The sequence below is a fragment of the Tateyamaria rhodophyticola genome (assembly GCF_047777875.1).
GTDB lineage: Bacteria > Pseudomonadota > Alphaproteobacteria > Rhodobacterales > Rhodobacteraceae > Tateyamaria.
In genome coordinates this window covers 197,523-220,479 of record NZ_CP180519.1, presented here as the reverse complement: position 1 = coordinate 220,479, position 22,957 = coordinate 197,523, and the positions used below count along the sequence as shown (strand labels likewise).

The 22,957-nt window shown below is 61.4% G+C and carries 30 protein-coding genes and 1 tRNA gene; 14 read left to right on the top strand and 17 right to left on the bottom strand.

Going from position 1 to position 22,957, the window contains the following annotated elements; translation table 11 throughout:
- Nucleotides 1-99 precede the first annotated feature (99 nt).
- Nucleotides 100-1,509: a hypothetical protein gene (locus ACERHN_RS02445; RefSeq protein ID WP_415921057.1), complete on the bottom strand. Its 1,410-nt coding sequence runs from the start codon at nt 1,507-1,509 to the stop codon at nt 100-102.
- 17 nt (nt 1,510-1,526) lie between these two features.
- Entirely contained in the window at nt 1,527-2,486 is a 960-nt protein-coding gene (locus tag ACERHN_RS02440; RefSeq protein ID WP_415921056.1) for a thymidylate synthase, read from the bottom strand.
- 198 nt (nt 2,487-2,684) lie between these two features.
- Here ACERHN_RS02440 and thyX point away from each other — a divergent pair, with 198 nt between their 5' ends.
- Entirely contained in the window at nt 2,685-3,596 is a 912-nt protein-coding gene (gene thyX / locus ACERHN_RS02435; RefSeq protein WP_415921055.1) for an FAD-dependent thymidylate synthase, read from the top strand.
- The gene (locus ACERHN_RS02430) at nt 3,586-5,076 is read left to right on the top strand and encodes a P-loop ATPase, Sll1717 family (RefSeq protein WP_415921054.1); all 1,491 of its coding nucleotides are present in this window, start codon (nt 3,586-3,588) and stop codon (nt 5,074-5,076) included. The genes thyX and ACERHN_RS02430 overlap by 11 nt, the downstream gene beginning before the upstream one ends.
- Nucleotides 5,077-5,471: 395 nt before the next feature.
- On the opposite strand, the gene ACERHN_RS02425 is transcribed toward ACERHN_RS02430, so the two are convergent.
- Entirely contained in the window at nt 5,472-5,708 is a 237-nt protein-coding gene (locus ACERHN_RS02425) for a hypothetical protein (RefSeq protein WP_415921053.1), read from the bottom strand.
- 177 nt (nt 5,709-5,885) lie between these two features.
- Between ACERHN_RS02425 and ACERHN_RS02420 the strand changes: the two genes are divergently transcribed.
- A complete protein-coding gene (locus tag ACERHN_RS02420; RefSeq protein WP_415921052.1) occupies nt 5,886-6,185 on the top strand; it encodes a hypothetical protein in 300 nt (99 codons plus the stop codon).
- Nucleotides 6,186-6,228: 43 nt separating this feature from the next.
- Here ACERHN_RS02420 and ACERHN_RS02415 read toward each other — a convergent pair whose 3' ends face one another.
- The gene (locus tag ACERHN_RS02415) at nt 6,229-6,435 is read right to left on the bottom strand and encodes a cold-shock protein (RefSeq protein ID WP_415921051.1); all 207 of its coding nucleotides are present in this window, start codon (nt 6,433-6,435) and stop codon (nt 6,229-6,231) included.
- Between the two features lie 186 nt (nt 6,436-6,621).
- Here ACERHN_RS02415 and ACERHN_RS02410 point away from each other — a divergent pair, with 186 nt between their 5' ends.
- Nucleotides 6,622-6,936 carry an arsenate reductase family protein gene (locus tag ACERHN_RS02410; protein WP_415921050.1) on the top strand — a complete coding sequence of 105 codons (315 nt, stop codon included), beginning with the start codon at nt 6,622-6,624 and terminating at the stop codon, nt 6,934-6,936.
- Here ACERHN_RS02410 and ACERHN_RS02405 read toward each other — a convergent pair.
- The 8 genes from ACERHN_RS02405 to ACERHN_RS02370 form a co-directional block, all read right to left on the bottom strand.
- Nucleotides 6,933-7,454 carry a DoxX family protein gene (locus ACERHN_RS02405; RefSeq protein WP_415921049.1) on the bottom strand — a complete coding sequence of 174 codons (522 nt, stop codon included), beginning with the start codon at nt 7,452-7,454 and terminating at the stop codon, nt 6,933-6,935. The two genes, ACERHN_RS02410 and ACERHN_RS02405, sit on opposite strands and share 4 nt — an antisense overlap.
- Nucleotides 7,455-7,458: 4 nt before the next feature.
- Nucleotides 7,459-8,217: a putative DNA-binding domain-containing protein gene (locus ACERHN_RS02400; RefSeq protein ID WP_415921048.1), complete on the bottom strand. Its 759-nt coding sequence runs from the start codon at nt 8,215-8,217 to the stop codon at nt 7,459-7,461.
- A gap of 3 nt (nt 8,218-8,220) precedes the next feature.
- Entirely contained in the window at nt 8,221-9,081 is an 861-nt protein-coding gene (locus ACERHN_RS02395; RefSeq protein ID WP_415921047.1) for a DUF692 domain-containing protein, read from the bottom strand.
- Nucleotides 9,082-9,152: 71 nt separating this feature from the next.
- Entirely contained in the window at nt 9,153-9,458 is a 306-nt protein-coding gene (locus tag ACERHN_RS02390) for a DUF2282 domain-containing protein (protein WP_415921046.1), read from the bottom strand.
- Between the two features lie 188 nt (nt 9,459-9,646).
- On the bottom strand, nt 9,647-9,769 hold the full coding sequence (locus ACERHN_RS02385) for a hypothetical protein (protein ID WP_415921045.1): 123 nt from the start codon (nt 9,767-9,769) through the stop codon (nt 9,647-9,649).
- Nucleotides 9,770-9,835: 66 nt separating this feature from the next.
- Entirely contained in the window at nt 9,836-10,147 is a 312-nt protein-coding gene (locus ACERHN_RS02380) for a hypothetical protein (protein ID WP_415921044.1), read from the bottom strand.
- Entirely contained in the window at nt 10,144-12,090 is a 1,947-nt protein-coding gene (gene thrS, locus ACERHN_RS02375) for a threonine--tRNA ligase (RefSeq protein WP_415921043.1), read from the bottom strand. The genes ACERHN_RS02380 and thrS overlap by 4 nt, the downstream gene beginning before the upstream one ends.
- An 86-nt stretch (nt 12,091-12,176) precedes the next feature.
- A complete protein-coding gene (locus ACERHN_RS02370; protein ID WP_415921042.1) occupies nt 12,177-13,340 on the bottom strand; it encodes an MFS transporter in 1,164 nt (387 codons plus the stop codon).
- 171 nt (nt 13,341-13,511) lie between these two features.
- Here ACERHN_RS02370 and ACERHN_RS02365 point away from each other — a divergent pair, with 171 nt between their 5' ends.
- The gene (locus tag ACERHN_RS02365; protein ID WP_415921041.1) at nt 13,512-13,724 is read left to right on the top strand and encodes a hypothetical protein; all 213 of its coding nucleotides are present in this window, start codon (nt 13,512-13,514) and stop codon (nt 13,722-13,724) included.
- On the opposite strand, the gene ACERHN_RS02360 is transcribed toward ACERHN_RS02365, so the two are convergent.
- From ACERHN_RS02360 to ACERHN_RS02350, 3 genes are all read right to left on the bottom strand, one after another.
- A complete protein-coding gene (locus ACERHN_RS02360; RefSeq protein WP_415921040.1) occupies nt 13,709-14,173 on the bottom strand; it encodes a GNAT family N-acetyltransferase in 465 nt (154 codons plus the stop codon). The two genes, ACERHN_RS02365 and ACERHN_RS02360, sit on opposite strands and share 16 nt — an antisense overlap.
- Before the next feature lie 208 nt (nt 14,174-14,381).
- Nucleotides 14,382-14,798 carry an MAPEG family protein gene (locus ACERHN_RS02355; protein ID WP_415921039.1) on the bottom strand — a complete coding sequence of 139 codons (417 nt, stop codon included), beginning with the start codon at nt 14,796-14,798 and terminating at the stop codon, nt 14,382-14,384.
- A 3-nt stretch (nt 14,799-14,801) separates the two neighbouring features.
- The gene (locus ACERHN_RS02350; protein WP_415921038.1) at nt 14,802-15,566 is read right to left on the bottom strand and encodes an ArsR/SmtB family transcription factor; all 765 of its coding nucleotides are present in this window, start codon (nt 15,564-15,566) and stop codon (nt 14,802-14,804) included.
- 121 nt (nt 15,567-15,687) lie between these two features.
- Between ACERHN_RS02350 and ACERHN_RS02345 the strand changes: the two genes are divergently transcribed.
- From ACERHN_RS02345 to ACERHN_RS02325, 5 genes are all read left to right on the top strand, one after another.
- Nucleotides 15,688-16,440, top strand: a complete 753-nt coding sequence (locus tag ACERHN_RS02345; RefSeq protein ID WP_415921037.1) for an alpha/beta fold hydrolase — start codon at nt 15,688-15,690, stop codon at nt 16,438-16,440.
- Entirely contained in the window at nt 16,437-17,414 is a 978-nt protein-coding gene (locus ACERHN_RS02340) for an alpha/beta hydrolase (RefSeq protein WP_415921036.1), read from the top strand. Before ACERHN_RS02345 ends, ACERHN_RS02340 begins: the two co-directional genes overlap by 4 nt.
- The gene (locus ACERHN_RS02335) at nt 17,414-17,842 is read left to right on the top strand and encodes a VOC family protein (protein WP_415921035.1); all 429 of its coding nucleotides are present in this window, start codon (nt 17,414-17,416) and stop codon (nt 17,840-17,842) included. Before ACERHN_RS02340 ends, ACERHN_RS02335 begins: the two co-directional genes overlap by 1 nt.
- 17 nt (nt 17,843-17,859) lie before the next feature.
- On the top strand, nt 17,860-18,474 hold the full coding sequence (locus ACERHN_RS02330; RefSeq protein WP_415922789.1) for a hypothetical protein: 615 nt from the start codon (nt 17,860-17,862) through the stop codon (nt 18,472-18,474).
- Nucleotides 18,475-18,594: 120 nt separating this feature from the next.
- On the top strand, nt 18,595-19,305 hold the full coding sequence (locus tag ACERHN_RS02325) for an alpha/beta fold hydrolase (protein WP_415921034.1): 711 nt from the start codon (nt 18,595-18,597) through the stop codon (nt 19,303-19,305).
- On the opposite strand, the gene ACERHN_RS02320 is transcribed toward ACERHN_RS02325, so the two are convergent.
- Nucleotides 19,302-19,490, bottom strand: a complete 189-nt coding sequence (locus tag ACERHN_RS02320) for a DUF6324 family protein (RefSeq protein ID WP_415921033.1) — start codon at nt 19,488-19,490, stop codon at nt 19,302-19,304. The two genes, ACERHN_RS02325 and ACERHN_RS02320, sit on opposite strands and share 4 nt — an antisense overlap.
- An 81-nt stretch (nt 19,491-19,571) precedes the next feature.
- Here ACERHN_RS02320 and ACERHN_RS02315 point away from each other — a divergent pair, with 81 nt between their 5' ends.
- Together ACERHN_RS02315 and ACERHN_RS02310 are read left to right on the top strand one after the other, a co-directional pair.
- Entirely contained in the window at nt 19,572-20,054 is a 483-nt protein-coding gene (locus ACERHN_RS02315; RefSeq protein WP_415921032.1) for a GNAT family N-acetyltransferase, read from the top strand.
- Nucleotides 20,055-20,098: 44 nt separating this feature from the next.
- Nucleotides 20,099-20,175: transfer RNA gene (locus ACERHN_RS02310), tRNA-His, on the top strand.
- Between the two features lie 249 nt (nt 20,176-20,424).
- Here ACERHN_RS02310 and ACERHN_RS02305 read toward each other — a convergent pair.
- The gene (locus tag ACERHN_RS02305) at nt 20,425-20,715 is read right to left on the bottom strand and encodes a DUF6476 family protein (protein WP_415922788.1); all 291 of its coding nucleotides are present in this window, start codon (nt 20,713-20,715) and stop codon (nt 20,425-20,427) included.
- Between ACERHN_RS02305 and ACERHN_RS02300 the strand changes: the two genes are divergently transcribed.
- Nucleotides 20,714-21,742, top strand: a complete 1,029-nt coding sequence (locus ACERHN_RS02300) for an RluA family pseudouridine synthase (protein WP_415921031.1) — start codon at nt 20,714-20,716, stop codon at nt 21,740-21,742. The two genes, ACERHN_RS02305 and ACERHN_RS02300, sit on opposite strands and share 2 nt — an antisense overlap.
- Nucleotides 21,743-21,980: 238 nt before the next feature.
- Nucleotides 21,981-22,877 (top strand): RNA polymerase sigma factor RpoH, encoded by an 897-nt coding sequence (rpoH, locus tag ACERHN_RS02295; RefSeq protein WP_415921030.1) that lies wholly within the window; start codon nt 21,981-21,983, stop codon nt 22,875-22,877.
- Nucleotides 22,878-22,957: the final 80 nt, after the last annotated feature.

The window sequence follows — 22,957 nt, the reverse complement described above, 5'->3', positions numbered from 1 at the left end:
CTCTTTCACTTGTGGTTCCGGATGAGGATGAGCGTAGCACGGCTGTGTGGCCTGTCGAGCCGACAAGCCACCCGCGCTGATCAAATCCGCGCGCGCAGTCTAAAACGTGGACCGGATTTCGAAATTGATCGACAATTCGTTGCTGTCATAGCGGCTGACATTGCTGTCCCGCTTGCCGGTTCGGATGCGGACAGACGGGGCGAACCCGGCATAGTCGTAATCTTCGAAGAAAAAGGTGACGTCCCCATAAAGCGACGTGTCCTGCCGTCCGCCCGGCACCTGAATGAACCCGATCTGGAAATCATCCAGCTCGGTGATCCCATATGTCAGCGACGTCGATACCTTGGCCGGGCCAAGCGGCTTGTCAAAGCTGTAGGTCGCGCGCAGCGATTGCGCGGTGCTGCGAATGTTGATGTGGTCGGCGTCCGTTTCGGTGATGGCATAGCTGAGCCCGATGCGGTCACCATTGCCCAGCTTGCGCGTGATGCCCGTATTGAACTGATAGCGTGTCTGATCGAACACATCGCCGCGCGCCACGTCACGCTCCTCGATCGCAAGGCCAAAGCTCAGCCGCGTCAGATCCCCGAGCCGCACGGAACGCGACGCGCTTGCGGCGGCGAAATCGTAATCCTCATCGCCCCCGGACCAGGCCCGCCCAAGGCGCAGACCGACCGAGGCGGTGTTGCCTTCGGCCCCGAGGGCAAAGGCATGTGTGAGCGAGACATCGAGATATGTGCTCGCGAAATCATCGTTTTCGACATCCGGTGCCTGTGCCTTGGCTTCGGAGGACAGCCAGACCCGCCGGGTGTAAAAGCGGCTGCCGAGCGTGGTTTGCGACGTCGCGGTGCGGTTCAGTCGGTAAGCCAGATCGATGTCCAGTGTGCCGATTGTCCCGCTGAGCGCTTGCGCACTGCCCGACAGCGCGCCCACAAGCGGCACGCCGTCAATCACCTGCAGGGCGCTGTCTGCGCCGTTGTTGACGTTGTCCGAGGGGCGGATGCCGCCACCAATGCGGAAGGAAAACGGGTTCATGGCCCGCACGCGGGCATAATCAGACGCGATCCGGTCGCGTGCCACACCAACGTCCAGATGCGTGGCCGCCCGGCGCAGCCACAGCTGCGTGAGGGTGGGCCGCTCTGCATGCAGAGCCGCGCGTGCAGCCAGTTCGGCTGCGTTCACCTTTTGCTTGGGCGTGTCACCCAGTCGGTAGGCCTTGGCGGAGGTTTTGCGCGCCGCATCATGGTCCCCGGCGAGGAATTGCGCCTGCCCGAGGATCAGGTGCGCCTCCACATCCTCCGCATCGGCCTGCAACAGACCCTTTGCCAGATGCGCGGCCAGCGCCGTGTCCTTGTGGGCCAGCGCCTGATAGGCGAGCGCCCGCGCCTGATCCAGCGTGATTTCCGTTTCGGCTGTGGGGGCATGGGGCAGGGCCAGACACAGGGCCACAAACGCAAAACACAGGCCCCTGCGGGCCTGCGTCCTGATCCGTTTGTCCCTGGGCTGCCTCATCGCGCAGCGTGACCGGTCTAGTTGCCCAGACCGTTGCACAACGCGCCGCCGGTTTCGACCGCGCTGCCACATTGGCCCAGCACAAAGATCCCGTATTCCTGTTCGGCGTTCGTGTTGGTCACCAGATGATCTTCCATGAAGATCGCGCCCGCCACCACCTGCGCGTTGTCGCCACCAAAGATGCCGCCGTAGTCGCCGATATCCTGATTGTTCGGGTCGTTTGTCAGCTGCACGTTGCCGGTAAAGCTGCCGTCGGATGAAATCGTTGCGGGGTCGAGATCAATGTCACCCACCGCCAGTGTCGTCGCGGGCGGGGCGAGGTCATTGTCATTGGCGTCCAGCACCCGGTCGATGATCGATCCCTTGAGCGTGTTGTCGTTGAAATCCACGTTCAGGAAGATGGTGCCCGTGACCGTTGCCGACTGTTCCGGCAGGAGGGTCGGGCTTGTCCCCGGTGTCACCGGCAGCAGGTCACCGCCGTCATTGTCGAGGTTTGTCAGACCGACATAGCTGCCTGCATATGTCACAAGGCCGCTGTCGCCATTCGTGACGGGCGGGTCAAAATCGCCCTCCCGCGCATAGGCCGCGCCGCCGTTGAACGTGCCGAACTGACCACCGGTCAGCACAACACCTGCGCGCGTGCCATCGATCTCCTGCACAAAGGCGGTGACGTGCTGGTCCAGCGGATCATCCTGGCTGGTAAACGCGATATAGCCGGGCACATCCAGCGCCGGTTTGCGCACGAACACACCTTCGGCGCCGTCCGCATCAAGGAACACGCCCGACACGGTCAGCGTCTGGTTCGAGGGATTGAACGTGAACGATCCAAGGTCACTGGTGATCGACGCCGGGATGCCGGTGGCGGCCCCTGTGTCGGTTGTCGTGCCTGTATCGGTGGTCGTCGTGGAGAACGGATTGCCGTCACCACATGCCGTCACGCCAAGCGCGAGCATGCATACTGCTGCTGTACGTTTCATACCTGTCAAACCTTTTGCGGTTCTATGTGCTGCCTCTTTGACCGCAGAGTCAGTCACTTACAGGCGAAAGTCAACGTAAACGTGAACGTCCCATCCGCGGGCGTTGCCAAAAAACACCCCCTATCTAGCGGTTCTCATACGTCCAACCACACGATACAGTGAGGGCCTGACAGATTCTGTGGATAAACGAGGTGCGCCATGCCGCTTTCCCCCGACCAGCAAGCCGAAGTGGATGCCCTGCGCGCCCAGACGACGCCCACCCTGCGCGCCACCGTGCCGGGGATGGAGGCGCATCTCTACAAAGCGCATGACGTGCTCGACCACGGCTTTGTCCGGGTCATCGACTATATGGGGGACGACGCCGCGATCTGTCAGGCGGCGCGCGTCTCCTATGGCCGCGGCACCAAGTCGGTGCAAAACGACGAAGGGCTGATCCGCTATCTCATGCGCCACTGGCACTCGACCCCGTTCGAGATGTGCGAGATCAAGCTGCACGTCAAACTCCCTGTGTTCGTCGCCCGCCAGTGGATCCGCCACCGCACCGCCAATGTGAACGAGTATTCGGCGCGGTATTCGATCTTGGACCGTGAGTTCTACATCCCCGAACCGGACGCGCTGGCCGCGCAATCGGTGGTCAACAATCAGGGCCGGGGTGAGGCGCTTAGCGGGGAGGAGGCCGAACGCGTCCTGCGCTATCTGCGCGACGACGCGATGCGGTCCTATGACCATTACGAAGAGATGATCTCACAGGACGGCCAACAGGGCCTCGCCCGCGAACTGGCCCGCATGAACCTGCCCGCGAACATCTATACGCAGTGGTACTGGAAAGTGGACCTGCACAACCTTTTCCACTTCCTGCGCCTGCGCGCGGATGCCCATGCGCAATACGAAATCCGCGTCTACGCCGACGCGATCTGCGAGATGGTGCGCGACTGGGTGCCCGCAGCGTACCGCGCGTTCGAGGATTACCGGATGGGCGGCGCCACTTTGTCGGGTACAGCCATTGCGTGTATTCAGCGGATGTTGAAAGGTGAGGAGGTGACGCAGGAGAATTCCGGCATGTCCAAGGGGGAGTGGCGGGAGTTTATGGGGGTTGTTAGTGCACGATAAACTTAGTGTTCTTAAGTCAATACGGTTCGGCGAACGAATAGCCGAGGACGAATTAAACGACCTTGAAAAGTACTTTGTCGCAACGGATCAATGGAACCGGGTGTATAATGGCGAAGCGGACGTTGTGTATGGTTCCAAAGGTGCTGGAAAAAGCGCAATCTATGCGTTGGTTGACCGTAGACAAAACGAACTTTTTGATCGTGGAATTCTTGTTAGAAGTGCTGAAAATGTACGAGGAAACACAGTTTTTTCGGACCTTGTTGCTGATCCCCCGCCGTCGGAGCGAGTATTTGTTGATCTGTGGAAGCTTTATTTCCTTTTACTCACGGCAAGCACGATACGAGATTTTGGGCTGGAGAATGATGAAGGCAAGGCGTTAATCAAGGCGCTGGAACAAGCTGAACTTCTGCCCCAAAAAGGTACGCTTTCTCAATATTTTAAAGCCGCGCGCAAGCAGATCTGGGCCTACATTTTCCCCGACGTAGAAAGTGTTGAACACACGGTTGCTCTCGACCCATCCTCCGGGCATGCAATTTACACTCGGAAATCAAACTTCACTCGATCAACGCCGGAGGCAGGCGCAGTCGAGCTGCCGTTAGACGATTTGATTGCGAAGGCCAACGAAGCTCTGCGCGCTTCAAATACTGTCATTTGGATTCTGTTCGATCGGTTGGACGTCGCGTTCAATGATAATGTGGAGCTAGAGCGAAATGCTCTCAGAGCGATCTTCAGGATGTACAACGATTTTAAAGGTTATGACTTCATATCTCTGAAAATTTTTGTTCGTGATGACATCTGGCGCAGAATAACAGAGGGTGGTTTTGCGGAAGCTAGCCATATCACGAAAACCGTTAGTATTGATTGGGACCACGACAGTTTGCTTAATCTCTTTGCGCTTCGTTTGATGAACAATAATGCCATGGGTAAATATCTTAATCTAGACTTCGAACAAGTGGCCGAAGACTTCGATGTTCAACGCAGTATTACTGAAAGAATATTTCCGGATCAGGTAGAGACTGGAAATAACCCAGCAACGTTCCGGTGGATGGTGAACAGAATTCAAGACAGTACAGGAAAGTCTGCACCTCGCGAGCTTATCCACTTACTTGAAACTATTCGCCAGTTACAGGTAGCACGACTTGAAAGGGGAGAAGATGAGCCAGATGGTGAACAGTTGTTTGATAGGACGGTCTTTAAGGCTGCCTTAAGATCTGTAAGCAAAGTTCGCTATGAGCAAACGTTCGTTGCTGAAAACCCTACGCTTCGGGACTACTCAGAGGCTCTGAAGGGGCAGAAGGCGGAGCAAACGCTCTCAACACTCAGAAGTATTTGGTCAAGGGAACAGCCGGATACTCTTGAGATTGCTGAGAGATTAGTAAGCTCAGGCTTTTTTGAACGACGAGACAATCAAGGTGAAATTACCTACTGGGTGCCGTTTGTCTATCGAGATGCACTTGAACTTGTTCAAGGTAAAGCCTGAGTAAGTTATCGTTTAGAACCGTCGATTTACCTTCGCGGGCACGGAACCAAGACCGCAGGCCGCCGTGCCAGCGCCGGTCCCCCCCCCCGGGGTCGGCGCTACATCCCCATCAGCGCACCGCCCGACCCTCATAAGCAAATGACACCCATAAACCGTGCCGCATAGCCGTCAGTGCGCCACCCCGCGGCCCGGCGCTGTCACGGCTCTGCATCGGTTGAAACGCACCCCGGGGCTCCGCCCGTTCGCATCTCAAACCGTCCCCCGGACGATTTGCCGCTTCGCGGACCGATGCTCACCCCCTCGGCCCGGCGCTGTCACGGCTCTGCACCACTTCGAACGGGTGCCGAGCTTGGTTAGGCGATTTTATCACTGTTGTTTGGAAAGCAACCGCAGCCTCACCGAAATCGCCCCCGCAACTCTGCCACCAGTGCCGGGTTTGCATCCTCCCACGCTTTCCAGCGCCGATACCCTTCGATCTGGGCGGCGGGGCCGTTGAGGTCTTCGGCAAAGTGCTCTTTGACCGCGTGGTAGTGCCCCATGCAGCGGGCCCATTCATCCGGCGACGGAAACCGCGTCTCCGCCGCGACATCGCAGGCGTAAAACAGGGACAAAAGGCGAAATAGCTCAGTCATGGGACACCAGAATAAGGCGAAAACTGTTTCCAGCCTAAACACAAAACCGCCAGAATATCGTTAACGGTGCGCGCGCGGGTCATGGTTAACGAAATTTCTGGACTTGCGCCCCAACCCCCGGCACGATGTGCGCACAATTCATAGATATCGTGGCTGATCCACGTAACGAGGGAAGATATGCGATTTGCAAAAGCTGCGGCGCTGACGGCCGTTTTGACCATCACGGGCACCGGGGTCGCCATGGCCGATGGCCACGGTCCCAAGATCTACGCCTATAAAAGCCACGCCAATTACTGCCCTGCGGGCCTGCAGCCTGTGACGATGGACGGCACGATTTGCTGCGGCGTGCCCAACCAGCAGCACACCTACCAACAGGTGATGTCGCATCCCGTCTCGAAAAAGCGCCATGTGCGCCGGGTTGTGCGTGCGGCGCGCGCGGATTGCCCCGTTGGCACCAAAGGGTGCACGTTCGATTGATCCGACAAGGTTGAGCGCGGCGCATGTGCGCCGCCTCACCGTTTTACAGAAGCTTGAGATCGCCCGCCATTTGCCGGCCATCCCGTCCTTCGAGCAGTTCGAAGCCGACCTTCTGGTCGTCCGCCAGGCCTGTCAAACCTGACCGTTCCACTGCAGAAATATGCACAAAAATGTCCTTCCCGCCGTCATCCGGCGCGATAAACCCGTAACCTTTGGTGGTGTTGAACCACTTCACGGTGCCAGTTGGCATGACCCGTGCCTCCTTTAGCCTTTCAGTCTTCCCCGCACCAATCGCGGTCATTTCACGACGTGACGTGGCCTCAAACCAGCGCACCCCGCTTCACCAGAGATTGCGCGCACAGGGCAAAAATCAAGACACAGGCCTGTTATTCCGCGTCATTGGGTGATTATTTGCGCGCAAACAGGGAGGGGTGCGATGGAAATCTACGGTTTGAAGACGTGCGATACGTGCCGCAAGGCGATCAAAGCGTTGCCGCAGGCGCGGTTTGTGGACGTGCGGGCCGAAGGCGTGCCGGACGATGTGATGCAGGCCGCGCGGGCGGCGTTCGGCGATGCGCTGGTCAACACCCGCTCGACCACGTGGCGTGGTCTGAGCGAGATTGAACGGGGTGCGGCGCCGGAGGCTCTTTTGGCCGATCATCCGACCTTGATGAAGCGGCCGTTGATCGTGGACGGCGCCGCGATGCACCTTGGCTGGACCAAGTCCGTGCAGGATGCGTTGGGCGTTTAAGCCTGGCGGGTCGCAAGGAACCGGTCCACCGAAAGCGGCCCCGCGCCCTTGATCACAAGTACCGCCAGCAGGAACACCCAGAGCGAGCGTTGGTCGATCAGTTCGGGCACATTGTTGAACCATGTGCCCAGGGCAACGCCGTGGCCGGTGACATCAACCGCCGTCTGCACGATGACAAAGCCGATCATGGCGAGCGCGGCAAGCCGGGTGAAAAGGCCGATCACGATCAAGACCGGCAGCACATACTCGGCAAGAGTTCCGAGAAAGATGACCAGCCGTTGAAACCCGGTCAGCTGGGTCACGTCCCAAAGCACGGCTTCGGCGGCCTTGGGGAAGATTTGGCCAAAGGCACCGGCAGAGGGCGAAAACAGGCTGCCTTCGATCTTGGTGCCGGCGGAATTCAGGAAGTAAAAGAAGAACACCGCCAAGAATGTGACGCGGGCAAGGGTCGGCAGCACCCAATCGCTTTGATCCATTGGATCGAACAGGGCGGTACGGATACGGGCAATGGCGGTCATGGGATCAGTCCTTTGGGGTGGTGAGTGTGGTCAACGCCCCGGTCTGCAAGAGCAGTCCGAGCAGCGGGGCAAGATCGAATTCCGGATCGATGGCAAGGGCGCTGTCCTGTGCGTCGGACAACGTCGCACCGTCCGCAGAGCTGCGCAGCCAGGCATGTTGCGCAAGGCTCAGCGCATGCGGGACGGGGTCGAATTCCGCGCGCGTGACCAGAACCGGCTGCGCAATGGCCCGCGGTTTTGGAGCGTCTGCGACCGTGTTGTAGCGCCAGATGTCAAAGAGCGGCCAATCCGAGGGGATGAGCTGCACGGCGGGGGCGAGATGCAGGCGTGAGGCCATCAGCGTTTCGGGCGGGCAATCCGCAAGCGTCTGCGCGTCCAGCGGTTGTGCATCGGCGGCGTGGTAGGATTGGCGCAATGCCAGTTCAAGCCGCGCCACATCCGGCAGGTAACGAAGGTGCTGCAAGGGGGCGAACCCGGCGAGAAAGCTGGGCATGTCCTGCCCGTAATGCATCATCAAGGGAGAGCGCGGCGGATGTGCCCGGACGTAGAGCGGGGCAAGCTGATCGAAATTCGCATTACCAAGCAGTTTGCGGATCACCGGAAACGCGGTGCGCAGCGCGTCGATCAGCGCGACGGTGACGTTGTTGCGATAGACGTCAAACCGTTTGACCGTAGGCGCACCCGCACCGTCCGTCAGGCCGTCCGGCACAGCGGCATCCGGATCCAGCAGCGCCTGGCGAAAGGTTGTGTGCGGCGTAGACATCGATCAGGCCGTTTGAACAGCGCCAAGATGGGATGCCGCACGCGCCGCCTCGGCGCGCAGTTCCGGCCACGCGGGCACGTCATTGTCCCACTCGACCAACACCGGCGCGGGTCCAGTGCCACGCAACGCATGATCCAGCAGGTCCCAAACAGGTTCTGCGGCTTCACGTCCATGACTGTCGATCAGCAGGGGCGCGCCGTGGTCGTCTTCATCCTCATCATGTCCGCCGACATGGATTTCCCCAACCGCATCAAGCGGATAGGCGTCCAGATATCCTTGGGCGGTGTAGCCGAGGTTGGTCGCGGAAATGAATACGTTGTTGACGTCGAGCAGCAGACCGCAGCCCGTGCGGCGCGTCAGTTCCGTCAGAAAATCGGTTTCTGACCAGGTGCTTTCGGCGAAGGCCAGATAGCTTGACGGGTTCTCAAGCAGCATTTGCCGCCCAAGCGTCGACTGCACGTGGTCGATGTGATCGGCAACACGGGTCAGGGTCGCGGTCGTGTAGGGCAGGGGCAGCAGATCGTCGAGGAACTCCGCCCCGTGGGTGGACCACGCGAGGTGCTCGGAAAAGCTGGCCGGTTCCAGCCAGTCCACAAGGTGTTTCAACCGTGACAGATGGTCGGGATCAAGCGGGCCTTCGCCGCCGATCGACAGGCCAACACCATGGACGGAGATCGCGAAATCAGGCCGCAAGGCGCGCAGTTGCGCGTGGGGCCGACCGCCGTCGCCCATATAGTTCTCGGCATGGATCTCCAGCCATTTTACGGGGCCGGGGTTCTCACGCAAATCATTGAAATGTTGGGCTTTGTATCCAACACCGGGGGCGGCTGGGAGGTCGGGCGGTGTGCGCGTTGCATCCAGCATGTCATCAGTCTCCGGTTGGTTGGATCACGCCGGGCCCGAGGGATGGCCCGGCGCAACAGCATGGCCGCCTCTTATGCTGGCAGGTCACGCTCCAGTTCAGTCAGCGACCCTTCACGGGGTGTGCCGTCTGCCAGGTCGGGCAGCTCGATTTCGGTGCAGGTGCCTGCATCGACCAGCGTCCATGCGTTGCCCTGATAATCCACGGTGGATGTGCCGGCACATGTCGTGCCCGGGCCCGCGGCGCAGTCGTTTTCACCGGCCAGCGAAATGCCAAAGCATTTCTCTTTGGACGCGGCTTCGGCGCTTGTGGCGGAGTGAGCGGTTACCGCGGCAGCAACGGCCCCCACGATTGCAACGGTCTTCATTGTCTTCGACATCTTCAATCGTCCCTTTGCGATATCAGTTACAGGTCAGTCGTGACGCTGAGATAATGTAACTTCGTCCAGAAACACCACCCTTGAGCCGACGCCTCACGGGCACGTTATACGATGTCAGACAAAGCGTGTGATTTTCGTGCACAGGGCCGCATTTGTTGCAGTCCTTTGCGCAAATTGTTGCAAACGGCTCAGGTTTCGTCGGCCCAGATGTCGCCCGCGGTGAGCACGCGCGACGACACCTGCGGTGTGTGGTGATCCTGCGCGGCAATGTCGATAATATCATCCAGCGTTGCGACCGCCCAATGGGTCAAAGGTTTTTCCAGGACGTCTTCGGCAAAAGTGCTTGCACGGATGTGCGTCAGAAATCGCGAGGCAGCTTATCGCCGTAGCGGCGATGTGGAAGTGTCACCCGGCTCGGGCGTGGCATAGCTTTCATCACGGATCTGCACCGCCACGACATCGGCGAAACGTACGGTATACCTGCGGCAACCGGGCAGGACCGATATGGCCCGCGCGGGGCCAATCGCGCGGTCTATGGCCGCGTCTCCGGTGTTCGGCGGTTCGGTCTCATCGCTCTCGCGCGTGCCGTCCACGACGATCCTGAGCGTGCGCCCAAGACCATCATATGCAATCTCGATCAGCGCCAGAGCGCGTTCGCGTGCAATCCGTTCGCGGTCGGCGCGGCTCACCGCAGGTCGGGGGGCGTTGCCTCGATGCCAAGCGCGGCAACCACGTCCGACAGCGGTTGGACGCTGGTTTGCTTTTCTCCGAGGCGGCGGACGGACACGGTGCGCTCCTCGACCTCGCGACCGCCAACGGCGAGGATTACGGGCACCTTGCCGACCGAATGTTCGCGGACCTTGTAGTTGATCTTTTCGTTGCGCATGTCCGCTTCGGCACGCACCCCGGCAGCTTTCAGCGCGGAGACCACCTCGGCCACGTAGTCATCGGCCTCCGAGGTGATGGAGGCGACAACCACCTGACGCGGTGCGATCCAGAACGGCAGTTTGCCCGCGTGTTCTTCGATCAGGATACCGATGAACCGCTCGAACGAGCCAAGGCAGGCGCGGTGCAGCATCACGGGCCGATGCTTGGCCCCGTCCGCGCCGATATAGGTGGCGTCGAGCCGCTCGGGCAGGACGAAATCCACCTGATGGGTGCCGCATTGCCAATCGCGCCCAATCGCGTCGGTCAGTACGAATTCCAGCTTGGGCCCGTAAAACGCGCCCTCGCCGGGGTTCATCTCGGGTTCGATCCCCGCCGCACGGGTCGCGGACAACAACGCCGCTTCGGCCTTGTCCCAGATATCGTCCGAACCCGAGCGTTGCTCGGGCCGATCCGAGAACTTCACCCGGAAGCTGTCGAACCCGAGGTCTTTGTAAACGGAGGTCAGGTAATCGATATAGACGGCGGTTTCTTCTTCGATCTGATCCTCGCGGCAGAAGATGTGGCCATCATCCTGAGTGAACCCGCGCACCCGCATGATCCCGTGCAGCGCACCCGACGGTTCGTACCGCGCGCAGGACCCGAATTCGGCCATACGCAGAGGTAGGTCGCGGTACGATTTGAGGCCCTGGTTGAAGATCTGCACGTGGCAGGGGCAGTTCATCGGCTTCAGGGCGTTCACGGCCTTTTCGCGGGCGTGATCCTCGTCCACTTCGACGATGAACATGTTTTCCTGATACTTGTCCCAGTGCCCGCTGTCTTCCCACAGTTTGCGGTTCACCAGTTGCGGGGTGTTCACTTCGACATAATCCCCGGCGCGCTGCTTGCGGCGCATGTAGTCCTGCAACTCGGTATAAATGGTCCAGCCGTTGGGGTGCCAGAAGATCTGGCCCGGGGCCTCTTCCTGCATGTGGAAGAGGTCCATTTCGCGGCCGAGCTTGCGGTGGTCGCGCTTGGCGGCCTCCTCCAGCATGTTGAGATGCGCGCGCAGCTTTTCCTTGCCGGTGAAGGCCACGCCGTAGATGCGTTGCAGCATCGCGCGGGACGAATCCCCGCGCCAATAGGCCCCGGCAATGGACATCAGCTTGAACGCGTCGCCCGGCACTTGCCCGGTGTGCTGCAAATGCGGACCGCGGCAGAGGTCCTGCCAATCGCCGTGCCAGTACATGCGCAGCGGCTCATCGCCGGGAATGCTCTCGATCAGCTCGACCTTATAGGGCTCGCCGCGGTCCTTGTAATACTGGATCGCCACGTCCCGGTCCCACACTTCGGTGCGCACGGGGTCCCGCTTGTTGATGATCTCGCGCATCTTCTTCTCGATCACGCCAAGGTCTTCGGGGGTAAATGGCTCTGCCCGGTCAAAGTCGTAATACCAGCCATTGTCGATCACCGGGCCGATGGTAACCTTGGTGTCGGGCCAGATTTCCTGCACCGCGCGGGCCATGATGTGCGCAAGGTCGTGGCGCACCAGCTCGTTGGCCTGCACCTCGTCGGCCATGGTGTGCAGCGCGATGCTGGCATCCGCGTCGATGGGCCAGGCGAGGTCCCAGTGCTGACCGTTCACGGTCGCGCTGATCGCCTTCTTGGACAGGCTTTTGGAAATGCTGGCTGCCACGTCGGCAGGGGTGACGCCTGCGTCAAAGTCGCGTGCATTGCCATCGGGAAAGGTGAGAGAAATTTGGGCCATATCGGCATCCTCGTCAGTTTGGCGCCCACGGAACGCCCGGTTGCGGGTTGGTGTTTGGCGCGTCCTGACAGGGCAGGGCTGCGACGTCAAGCGGGCTTGGGCGCAGGCGGGCGTATGGCCGACAGATTAATGTGCAACAGTGCCAGCACCGCCACGCATCCCGCCACGGCCCCCACGCTGACAATCCCGAATTGCGCAATGGCCCATGCGCCGATCGCCGAACCGCCTGCGATGCCCACATAGATCGCCGCCGCATTCAGCGCGAGCACCACAGGGGCCTGCGGTCCCGCCAATCCGATCAACCGCACCTGTTGTCCCGCCATGAAGGACCAGCCCGCAACCGCCCATGCGAGCGCCAGTGCCATCACGACAGGCCCCGGCAGCGGCAGCAGCGAGAACATCGGCATCAGTGTAGCCTGAAGCACGCAAAGCAGGCTCAGCGTGCGACGCCACCCGATGCGGTCCGCCAGCACGCCGCCCAAGATATTGCCGGCCACAGCACCCGCGCCAAAGATCGTCAGCACAAGCGTCACACCATCGCGGCCATAGCCCATCGTTTCGCTCAGAAGGGGGGCGATGTAAGTGTAGAGCACATTGACCGCCGCCAGAAATGACGCCGTGAACAACACCGCCAGCATCAGCCGCCCATTGCGCAGGATCCCCGACAGGTCCCGCAGCGACACAGGCTGAAAGCTCAGCCCGCGCGGCACGTAGACCCAGATCAGCGCGGCACAGGGCACGCCCAATCCCGCCACGATCCAGAACGCCCAACGCCATCCAAAGGTATAGGCCACCCATGATCCGGCGGGCACGCCGATCACCTGCGCGAGCGAAAAGCCAAAGAACACCGCCGCCAGCACCCGTGCCCGCTGCGCCTCGGGGTAGAGGGCCGCCGCGACGGCGGCTGCCACCGGTGTGAACATGCCTGCACCCGCCGCCGCCATCACCCGCGCAAGGTTCAGGACCGCCATATTCGGGGCCAGCGCTGACACCACTGCGCCCAGTGTGAACAGAACGATGCCAAAGGCCATCACACGGCGCCGCCCGACGGAACCGGTCAGTGACACAAGCAGGGGCGACAAAACCGCATAGGCGAGCGCATAGACGGTCATCAAGGTGCCCGCAGCCGCCTCGCTGGTGCCAAGATCCGCGCCCAAAGGCTCCAGCACCGCCACGATCACAAACACGCCCATCCCCACGAGGAAATTGGTCACGGACAGGACGGGGATCAGCAGGCGCGGCGGTGTCATATCGAGCGATATGACCCGATGCCGCGCGGGGGCAAATTGCATACAATGGAATGCTGAAAAAACGACATTTGAGGGCAAATTTCCGACTTTTGCCTCTGGACGTCTCTGCGTGATTTGGTATGTCTTCGATTGTTCACTATCGGAAACTTCTGATCCCAAGAGGAACGCGTCGTGCCCAAATACAATACCCAATTCGAACTCTCGGTCGAAGATATCGACCTGATCGAAAACGCTCTGCGCAGCGACAAGCTGCGCGAGGCACAGGCGGATCTGAAATCCGGCGCGGCCTCGGAAAAGGCGCGGGATATCCATGACCTTCTGGGGCGGCTCCACAATCAAAAGACGTTTTACCGCCCCGCCAAAGGCACCTATGTGAGCGGCTGATCCACGCTGAGGCGAAAGCGCGGCGCGTGCATCATGCGCCGCTCGAACCCCCGTTTTTCGTAGAACTCACCGGCCGCCCGGTTGTCCGGGTGTGTGCCCACGCTGATGTAGTTGCACCCCCGCCGCACAGCTTCGGCGCGAGCTGCATCAATCAGCGCACGCCCTAATCCCGTGCCGCGCACACGCGGTTTGACGAACAGGTGGTGCATTTCCAGACCGACCTTGCCGAAATGGAGCCGCGCCGTGGGCATCAGCGCGGCGTATCCGACCAATCCCGCGTCGCCCTCGGCGACAAGCACCTTGAGGCAGGGCAGCGGGCCAAAGGCCATCATGGTCAACGTCGCTTCGTCAATCTCGGCGATGTCCTCGTGAAACGCAGCAAGGGCCGCGATCATATCCAGCACGGCAGGCACGTCGCGCGGTGCCATCGGTCTGATTTTGGGTAACATGGTTTGTCTCCTGATGCGGTCGCGCACCGGGAGGCAAGGGAAAGGCCGCTCGGAGCGCGGCCTTGGTTTGGTTAGATGGGCTGGGACCCGGACACACCAATGGCTCGCGAGGATTGCGCGCTAAACCAATAAAAAGTGTATGCTTTGATCGGGTTCATGCCGCGACCATGGCGGGGGGCGGACGCGCGGTCAACCCCGCGCGTCCTGTTCAAGCGGCAAAGAACGCCCATGCCATCAAAAGGCAACAGACCCACCCAGCCGTAAAGATCAGCGGGCGCGCCGGAAACCCGGCAACGCCGGTGATGTAACCCACCGCATGTGCGACCCGCAGCAACACGAAGGCCACGGACGTCCACAGGGTCAGTGCACCGAACCCATCCGCCCGGTCCACCAGCAGGACCAGCACTGCAAACGGCACGGACTGCTCCAGCAGGTTCAGGTGCGCGCGAAACGCCCGGTGCACCCATGGCCGTTGGAACGATGGATCAGGCGGGCGGTGAAACCCGTCGGGCGCGTCCGCCGGGATCGATCCCGCGGGCGCCGTGTTCACGCCCACGATATACGGAATCCAAAGGGATGCGCCAAACACCGCCAGCACACCCAAAAGGGTCAATTCCACAGGCATCACTTACCCCTCCGCGCCGTCCATGGCACCGATATGGGCGTCTTCGCCCGTCTCGATCCACGATTTCAGACCCGACGCCCACCGGACCCAGCCATCGGCCACGCCTTCGCCCGGGGTGGCGGGGCCGCCAAGGTCGTAATGTTCGACCGTAAGACGCACAAATTCGTTTTCCGGCTGCATGAGGTAGACAACGCGGCTTGTCGGGCTGGCCCCGCCGTCCCAATGCGGCTCGAACGTCCATTCCATGCGGCTCTTGGGATCCGAAGACAGCAACCGGTTGGTCAGCATGGGCGATCCGTCCGGCATATGCATCGTGATGGCATCGCCAGTGCGTGTGCCGTGGCTGCAGATGAAATGGTAATGCGCGATGGCCTTCTCATCCATCAGCACCTCCCACAGGCGGGCCTGGCTGGTCTTGATATAGGTTTCCATGACGAAATCGGGCTTCGACATCTGGGTCTCTCCTTCGAGTTGGGATTTGAGGTCAAGAACTGCCCGCGCCGCCGGTTTGACGAGCAACGGCTCGATCCAGCGGTCAATCGCCTGCTGCAAGGGCACGGCGTTGAGGTAGTGGTGCTTGAAGCGCCCCACCTTCTTGGTGGTGATCAACCCGGCCTCTTCGAGCACGCCAAGGTGCTTCATCACCCCGAACCGTGTCATGTCCAGCTGCCCCTGCAATTGTTGCAGGGACTGGCCATCGGTGTCGCGCAGCGCATCCAGAAGGGTGCGGCGTGCCGGGTCGGCGAGGGCTTTGAAAACCAGGTCCATGAGGCCTTATATGTGATTATTTAGTCACGTGACAAGATAGTCACTTATAAAATCACCCCGCGTCAGGATGGACAGCGCGCCGGGCGGGCGCGATGATCGTCCCAAGGGAGAAGAACACCACATGACCAGCCCAGCATTTCTTGACACCGCGCAGGGCCGCCGCCTTGCCTATCACCGCAGTGACGGGCAGGGCCCGTGCGTCGTTTTCCTTGGCGGGCTGAAATCCGACATGGAAGGGACCAAGGCGATCCATCTCGAGGCATGGTGCCGCGCGCGCGGTCAGGCGTTCCTGCGCTTTGACTATTCCGGTCACGGCCAAAGCTCCGGTACGTTTGAGGAGGGGTGCATTGGCGATTGGGCCGAAGACACCGCTGCCGCACTTGATGCGCTGACCGACGGCAAGCTGATCGTGGTGGGCAGCTCGATGGGCGGCTGGCAATCGCTACTGTTTGCCCGCGGGCACCCCGACCGGGTTGCGGGTCTGGTCACCATTGCCGCCGCGCCTGATTTCACCGAAGACAGCTATTGGGCGGGGTTCACGGACGACCAGAAAGAAGCGCTGGAACGGGACGGGCAGGTGGCGATGCCGTCGGATTACATGGAGCCTTACATCATCACGAAACGGATGATCGAAGACGGGCGCGCGCAACTGGTGTTGCGCAGCCCACTGGCGTTGCCGTTCCCGGTGCGCTGCCTGCAAGGCACGGCCGATACGGCCGTCAGCACGGAAACCGCCCTGCGTTTGATGGACCATGCCGAGTGCCCCGACATGCGGCTCACGCTGGTCAAGGACGCGGATCACCGGTTTTCGGACGGTCCATGCCTTGGGATGATCGAGGACGCGATCACGGATGTCATGGAGGCCGCGCAATGAGAGCATTTGGCAAGTTTTTGGGACGCGCACTTGCGGTTCTGTTTCTGATCGGTGTGGGCCTGTGGGTCTTTGGCCCGTATGAGCCTGCGCCGCTTGATCCCACCGGGCCGCCGGTCGGAGCGGATCTTGATGCGCATTTCGACGCTGTCGAAGGGGCATTCGATGACATTGTGCCGGGCACGCAAAAGCGTGTGGAATGGGCCGGGGCGGCGGGGGACCGTACGGACTGGTCGGTGCTTTATGTGCATGGGTTTTCGGCCAGTTCCGAGGAAATCCGCCCCGTGCCGGACCTGGTTGCGAAAAGCCTTGGCGCAAACCTGATCTACACCCGACTGCAAGGGCACGGGCGCGGCGCGGATGCCATGTCGGAGGCCACGGTTCAGGGGTGGGTCAACGATCTGGCCGAAGGGATGCAGGCCGCACGCGCGGCGGGCGACAAGGTTATCGTGATGTCCACATCGACGGGCGGGACGCTTGTCGCCGCGATGGCGCAGAATGCCGATGTGATGGACGGGGCTGCGGGACTGATATTCGTGTCGCCCAATTTCGGTCTGAACAATCCGCTTGCACCCTTGCTCAGCTGGCCTGCAGCGCGCTACTGGCTGCCGCCGCTCGCGGGTGCACGGCGCAGTTTTGAGCCGCGCAACGAAGGGCACGCGACCTATTGGACCACCGAATATGATAGCGTGGCGGTGATGCCGATGGTTGCGCTCATTGATGCGGTCAACGCGATGGATCACAGCGCGCAGACGCTGCCCGCGCTTTTTTGGTTCGCCACGGCTGATGAGGTCGTGCAGCCAATGCGCACCGCCGAGATTGCCCAAGCGTGGGGTGGGGCCAGCACGGTGGTCAACCCGGTGATGGGGCCGGATGATGATCCGCAATCCCACGTCATCGCGGGCGACGTCCTGTCACCCGGTCAATCCGAAGCCGCCGCGGCAGGGATGCTGGACTGGATTGCGGGCCTCAACTGATGGAGCAGCGGGTTTCCCTGATCACCCTTGGCACCCGGGACATGGCGGCACAGGCCGCGTTCTACGAAGCACTTGGCTGGCGCCGCGTCGACAGCCCCGATGGCGTGATCGCCTTTGATCTGCTGGGCCAGACACTCGGCCTCTACCCGCTTGCAGCACTTGCCGAAGAAATCGGGGTCGCGGTGGATGATCTGGGCCGCGGCGCGCTGACCCTCAGTCACAATGTGGCAGAGAAATCCGAGGTGGCCCCGCTTTTGCAGCGGGCGGAGGCGGCGGGGGCGCGTGTCCTGAAACCGGCAAGCGACGTGTTCTGGGGCGGGCATCACGGGTATTTTGCGGACCCCGAAGGCCATATCTGGGAAATCGCATGGAACCCGTTCTCGCCTCTGGGACCGGATGGCGCATTCCAGTGGAACGGGGCAGGCTGATGCGACGCCCGGCCAGCATGTGGAGCCTGGAGACGCTGGGCCGCGTGCGGCTGTCGAAACATTTTTACATGCGCGATTTCCTGTACTCGGAAATCGGCAATTTCCATCAGGTGCAGAACCTGCCGCAAGACCCCGACCTTGCCATCGAAAACGGGCGGATGCTGTGCACCGCGTTGCTGGATCCGCTGGAGGAGACGTTTGGGCGGCTGGCCATCCGGTCAGGCTACCGCTCGCCGGAGCTCAACCGGTTTGGCAATGAAAACAAGCTGAACTGTGCCCGGAACGACAACCCGATTGAATGCCATATCTGGGACTGGGGGCGGGGGGAGGCCGCCATTGCGGGCACGTCGCTCGCCATTCCGTGGTTCACGGATCAATATGAACAGGGGCGGGACTGGCGCGATCTGGCGTGGTGGATACATGACCATCTGCCCTATTCCGCGATGTGGTTTTTTCCAAAACTCTGCGCGTTCAACCTCGATTGGCGACCCAACCCGCACCGGATGATCGGCAGCTATATCGCGCCACGGGGCCTTTTGTTGCGGCGTGGCGATGAGCCGGGTGAGCCGCTGGCGGTGCGGCGCGCACGCTATGCCGATTTTCCGCCCTTGCGCGGCATTGCGTACCCATAAGCCGCAATTGCCATTCCACCTCTTGCAGCGGCAGGGCCAAGGGGTCATTCTGTGGTCAGGGGATCCGAATTACAGGCAGAAGAATGAGCGCGAAGACACTGCGTTGGCTGGATGAGCGGTATGGCTGAACCGATCGTTTTCCTGCCGGGTATGATGTGCGATGCGCGCCTGTTTGGTCCGCAGATCGCCGAGCTTTCAGCCGAATTTTCCGTGATGGTGTCGCCGATCACGCGGGGGGAGCGGGTGGAAGAGATTGCAAGCGGCCTGTTGGACGAGTTGCCGGGGCGATTTGCGCTGGCAGGGCTGAGCATGGGCGGGATCGTCGCGATGGAGCTGTTGCGCCGCGCGCCGGACCGGATCACGCGGCTGGCGTTGATGGACACCAATCCGCTCGCCGAGACACCGCAGATTGCCGCGGCACGCGAACCGCAGATCGTGAAGGTGCGCGCCGGGCGGATGCATGACGTGATGCGCGAAGAGATGAAGCCGAATTATCTCGCACCCGGTCCGTTCCGTAACGAGATCCTCGATCTGGTGATGGACATGGCCGACACGCTGGGTCCCGAGGTGTTCATTCGCCAGTCCCGCGCGCTGCAACGCCGCCGGGATCAGCAGGGAACGCTGCGCAAATGCCGGGTGCCGACGCTGGTGCTGTGCGGGGCGCATGATGCGCTTTGCCCGGTCAAACGGCACACTTTCATGGCCGAACTGATCCACGGCGCAGAGTTGAAGGTGATTGAGACGGCGGGCCACCTGCCGACGCTTGAGGCACCGGATGAAACGACGTCAGCGCTGCGCGACTGGCTGCGCCAGCCGCTGATCCTGCGCTAGCTGGCGACGGCACGGGCGGCGCGCGCCGCGGCCTTGATTTCGTCGGCAATTTCATCGGCCTCATCAGGATCGAAATCCATCGGGATTTCCACACCGTTCGCCTCGATGTAGATGCGCACCATGCCCTTGTCGGTTGGCCCGATTTGCAGGTTCGCCTCGATGTCGCGTTCGTTGTTGATGCCCATGATGCTGTCCCCTTTTGGTCGCGTGGGCGTGCTAGCGTTTGTGGCATTGCTTGGCAAGGTTGAGACGGGCAGGTTACGGGCATGGATGATGTGATCTTGCGCCCCTTTGTTGCGGCCGACACCGATTGGCTGGTGGATCGGCATGCCGATCTCTACGCCCGCAATGACGGGTTCGACGACAGCTTTGGCCCGCTGGTGCGCGACATTCTTGATGGGTTTGTTGCCGGCCATGATGACACCTGTGAAGCGGGCTGGCTCGCGGAGCGGCACGGCGTTCCGCTGGGGTCGATCTTTTGCGTGCGCCATGATGCGGCGACAGCCAAGCTGCGGCTGTTCCTGTTGGTGCCGGAGGCGCGGGGGCTGGGCCTCGGGGCGCGGTTGTTGCGCCACTGCATGGGCTTTGCCAAAGACGCCGGGTATGCGGGTATGCAACTTTGGACCCATGAGAGCCACAGTGCGGCCTGCGCGCTCTATGCGCGGTTCGGATGGACGTTGACATCATCCACGCCGGTGCATTCCTTTGGTCAGGATTTGGTGGAACAGACGTGGGTTTACCGCTTTTGACCCTCTTGCAATCGGCGCGAGGGCCGCGTATTTCACCACCCAGTGCCGCCTTAGCTCAGTAGGTTAGAGCGCCTGATTGTGGATCAGGAGGTCCCCCGTTCGAGCCGGGGAGGTGGTACCACAGCAACCCTCCGGACGTAGTGACAGTGGCGTGACCGTGCGCTTCTTTGCATCCGTGACACTCTGGCGCTGCCGGCTGTTGCCAAATTGAGCGCCTGTCGGCGCACACCATTCTTTATTCTGGCACCGTTTGCGCGGCGCATGGGCCCAAACCAGAAATACACAAACCTGAATCACCCAACCCTGCCTGAAATCAAGTATTTCAACGGGTTGCGTGAAACCTCGTGTGGTCGGTTACGTGTATTTCGCTCTAGTCGAGTGTGATCGTCTGTCGGAGCGTGCCGGTGACTTGGTCAAAGATCAGGATGCGATCATCCTCCGTGACCACGCCGTACCAGTCGGAACCGACCGTAAAGCTGCTGGCCGTGGTGCCGTCGGGCAGGGTGATGCGTTCCGGCAGGAGCAGGGGGGCAGGGTCGGCATTCAGCCGGATGACAAGCAGGCCCACCACCGTTACAACGCCGCAAATCATGATGGCGGTCAGCACCGTCACAAGTCGGCGCAGGAACCGCAGGTTCGCCGGTTCCGGAGGGGTTTCGATGTCGTCCAACCTTGTATCCTTTGTCATTGGCGCTGCACCGCCTGCGCGCCTTGATAAGGCGATTGCGCGCGACGTGCCAGAGGCGGCCGCGCTGTCGCGGACCCGGTTGGCGCGGCTTTTGTCGGATGGATCGGTGCAGGTGGACGGCGTGGTGGTCACCAATGCCAAGGCGCGTGTGGCCGAGGGTGCGCGGATCGACGTGACCGTAGCGCAGGCGCAAGACAGCCATATCGAGCCGGAGGACATCCCCCTTTCGGTTGTGTACGAGGACGACGACCTGATCGTTGTGGACAAGCCCGCGGGCCTTGTCGTGCACCCGGCACCCGGCACCCCGTCGGGCACATTGGTCAACGCGTTGATGCATCATTGTGGCGACGCGCTGTCCGGCGTGGGGGGGATGAAGCGTCCGGGCATCGTGCACCGCATCGACAAGGACACAAGCGGGCTTTTGGTCGTGGCCAAGTCGGATGCAGCACATCAGGGGCTTGCCGCGCAATTTGCAGCACACACTGCCGAACGCGCCTATCGCGCGCTGGTCTACGGGGTGCCGGATGCGGGTGATCCGCGGCTGCGCGGGGTGCGGGGGGCGTCGTTCGAGACGGGCAATGTCCTCAAGATCACCACGCAGCTGGCGCGGCACAAGACCGACCGGCAGCGGCAGGCGGTCCTGTTCGAGGGCGGGCGGCATGCGGTGACGCGGGCGCGGCTGTTGCACAGCTATGGCACGCCGCCGGTGCTGGCAGAGGTTGAATGCCGGTTGGAAACCGGCCGCACCCATCAGATCCGGGTGCATATGGCCCATGCAGGCCACGGGTTGGTGGGCGACCCGGTCTATGGGGGCCGACGCAAATTGCCCCGCGGGGCGCTGTCCGAGGCAGCGCAGGCCGCAGTTGCCGGATTTGGTCGGCAGGCGCTCCATGCCGCGACGTTGGGATTCGTGCATCCGCTGAGCGGTGCGGCGTTGCGATTTGATGCCCCCCTGTCTGCGGATTTCGAGGCGCTGTTGCAGGTGTTGGCACGGGCGTAGACGCCAAAACCTGTAACATTTGAGGGGGATTCCGTTGGAAACCGACCGGTTCCCAACGGATTCTTCCCGTTTTCGAAACAAAACAGCACATGCGCGTGAGGGCACAGACCCACCCCTGCCGGTGAACCAAACGGTTTGGTAATGTGTTGTTAACAGGTGATCGCCTCTTGTGATGAGGTGATGCCGTAACCATATGTATGTTAAGCCCGTAAACATCGGGCAGTCCAGGAGGGATATCATGGCCAATTACGCAAATCTGCCAGCCCCCACCCCCGAAGGTGGTTTGAACCGCTATATGCAGGAAATCCGCAAGTTCCCGCTGCTGGAGCCGGAAGAGGAATACATGCTGGCCAAAGCCTGGGTCGAGAAAGAAGACACAGGGGCCGCGCACAAGATGGTGACGTCGCACCTGCGCCTCGCGGCGAAGATCGCGATGGGCTATCGCGGTTATGGCCTGCCGCAGGCCGAGGTCATCTCGGAAGCGAATGTGGGCCTCATGCAGGCGGTCAAACGGTTTGACCCGGAAAAGGGCTTTCGCCTCGCGACCTATGCCATGTGGTGGATCCGTGCGTCGATCCAGGAATACATCCTGCGGTCGTGGAGCCTTGTGAAACTGGGCACGACATCGGCACAGAAGAAGCTGTTTTTCAACCTGCGCAAGGCCAAGGCCAAGATTGGTGCGCTGGAAGAGGGCGATATGCGCCCTGAAAACGTCAAGCAGATCGCGACCGATCTGGGCGTGACGGAAGACGAAGTGATTTCCATGAACCGCCGCCTGTCAGGGGGCGATGCATCGCTGAACGCGACCGTCGGGTCCGAAGGCGAAGGCACGATGCAATGGCAGGACTGGCTCGAAGATGAGAGCGCGGACCAGGCGGGCGACTATGAGGCGCGCGACGAGCTGGAAGTGCGCCGCGAGATGCTGGCCGAGGCGCTGGACGTGCTGAACGAGCGCGAAAAGGACATCCTCACGCAACGCCGCCTGTCGGATCAGCCGGTGACGCTTGAGGATCTGTCGGGCGCTTACGGCGTCAGCCGCGAGCGCATCCGCCAGATCGAAGTGCGCGCGTTTGAGAAATTGCAGAAGAAGATGCGCGACATCGCCAAGGCCAAAGGCCTGCTTGCGCCAGCGTAACGCGCCGCATCAGGTATCAACACTGGAGGCCTCCGCATATGCGTGCGGGGGCCTCTTTACATCCCGCCACAGGGTCGTGA

Excerpts from the sequence above, each read along its gene's own strand:
- ACERHN_RS02350 (WP_415921038.1), bottom strand. The coding sequence starts at position 15,566 with ATGGACCTGGTTTTCAAAGCCCTCGCCGACCCGGCACGCCGCACCCTT.
- ACERHN_RS02340 (WP_415921036.1), top strand. The coding sequence starts at position 16,437 with ATGAGAGCATTTGGCAAGTTTTTGGGACGCGCACTTGCGGTTCTGTTT.
- ACERHN_RS02410 (WP_415921050.1), top strand. The coding sequence starts at position 6,622 with ATGGAAATCTACGGTTTGAAGACGTGCGATACGTGCCGCAAGGCGATC.
- ACERHN_RS02400 (WP_415921048.1), bottom strand. The coding sequence starts at position 8,217 with ATGTCTACGCCGCACACAACCTTTCGCCAGGCGCTGCTGGATCCGGAT.
- thyX (WP_415921055.1), top strand. The coding sequence starts at position 2,685 with ATGCCGCTTTCCCCCGACCAGCAAGCCGAAGTGGATGCCCTGCGCGCC.
- ACERHN_RS02300 (WP_415921031.1), top strand. The coding sequence starts at position 20,714 with ATGTCGTCCAACCTTGTATCCTTTGTCATTGGCGCTGCACCGCCTGCG.
- ACERHN_RS02395 (WP_415921047.1), bottom strand. The coding sequence starts at position 9,081 with ATGCTGGATGCAACGCGCACACCGCCCGACCTCCCAGCCGCCCCCGGT.
- ACERHN_RS02335 (WP_415921035.1), top strand. The coding sequence starts at position 17,414 with ATGGAGCAGCGGGTTTCCCTGATCACCCTTGGCACCCGGGACATGGCG.
- thrS (WP_415921043.1), bottom strand. The coding sequence starts at position 12,090 with ATGGCCCAAATTTCTCTCACCTTTCCCGATGGCAATGCACGCGACTTT.
- ACERHN_RS02355 (WP_415921039.1), bottom strand. The coding sequence starts at position 14,798 with ATGCCTGTGGAATTGACCCTTTTGGGTGTGCTGGCGGTGTTTGGCGCA.
- ACERHN_RS02425 (WP_415921053.1), bottom strand. The coding sequence starts at position 5,708 with ATGACTGAGCTATTTCGCCTTTTGTCCCTGTTTTACGCCTGCGATGTC.
- rpoH (WP_415921030.1), top strand. The coding sequence starts at position 21,981 with ATGGCCAATTACGCAAATCTGCCAGCCCCCACCCCCGAAGGTGGTTTG.
- ACERHN_RS02440 (WP_415921056.1), bottom strand. The coding sequence starts at position 2,486 with ATGAAACGTACAGCAGCAGTATGCATGCTCGCGCTTGGCGTGACGGCA.
- ACERHN_RS02390 (WP_415921046.1), bottom strand. The coding sequence starts at position 9,458 with ATGTCGAAGACAATGAAGACCGTTGCAATCGTGGGGGCCGTTGCTGCC.
- ACERHN_RS02445 (WP_415921057.1), bottom strand. The coding sequence starts at position 1,509 with ATGAGGCAGCCCAGGGACAAACGGATCAGGACGCAGGCCCGCAGGGGC.
- ACERHN_RS02315 (WP_415921032.1), top strand. The coding sequence starts at position 19,572 with ATGGATGATGTGATCTTGCGCCCCTTTGTTGCGGCCGACACCGATTGG.
- ACERHN_RS02370 (WP_415921042.1), bottom strand. The coding sequence starts at position 13,340 with ATGACACCGCCGCGCCTGCTGATCCCCGTCCTGTCCGTGACCAATTTC.
- ACERHN_RS02330 (WP_415922789.1), top strand. The coding sequence starts at position 17,860 with ATGTGGAGCCTGGAGACGCTGGGCCGCGTGCGGCTGTCGAAACATTTT.
- ACERHN_RS02415 (WP_415921051.1), bottom strand. The coding sequence starts at position 6,435 with ATGCCAACTGGCACCGTGAAGTGGTTCAACACCACCAAAGGTTACGGG.
- ACERHN_RS02320 (WP_415921033.1), bottom strand. The coding sequence starts at position 19,490 with ATGGGCATCAACAACGAACGCGACATCGAGGCGAACCTGCAAATCGGG.
- ACERHN_RS02420 (WP_415921052.1), top strand. The coding sequence starts at position 5,886 with ATGCGATTTGCAAAAGCTGCGGCGCTGACGGCCGTTTTGACCATCACG.
- ACERHN_RS02405 (WP_415921049.1), bottom strand. The coding sequence starts at position 7,454 with ATGACCGCCATTGCCCGTATCCGTACCGCCCTGTTCGATCCAATGGAT.
- ACERHN_RS02360 (WP_415921040.1), bottom strand. The coding sequence starts at position 14,173 with ATGTTACCCAAAATCAGACCGATGGCACCGCGCGACGTGCCTGCCGTG.
- ACERHN_RS02345 (WP_415921037.1), top strand. The coding sequence starts at position 15,688 with ATGACCAGCCCAGCATTTCTTGACACCGCGCAGGGCCGCCGCCTTGCC.
- ACERHN_RS02325 (WP_415921034.1), top strand. The coding sequence starts at position 18,595 with ATGGCTGAACCGATCGTTTTCCTGCCGGGTATGATGTGCGATGCGCGC.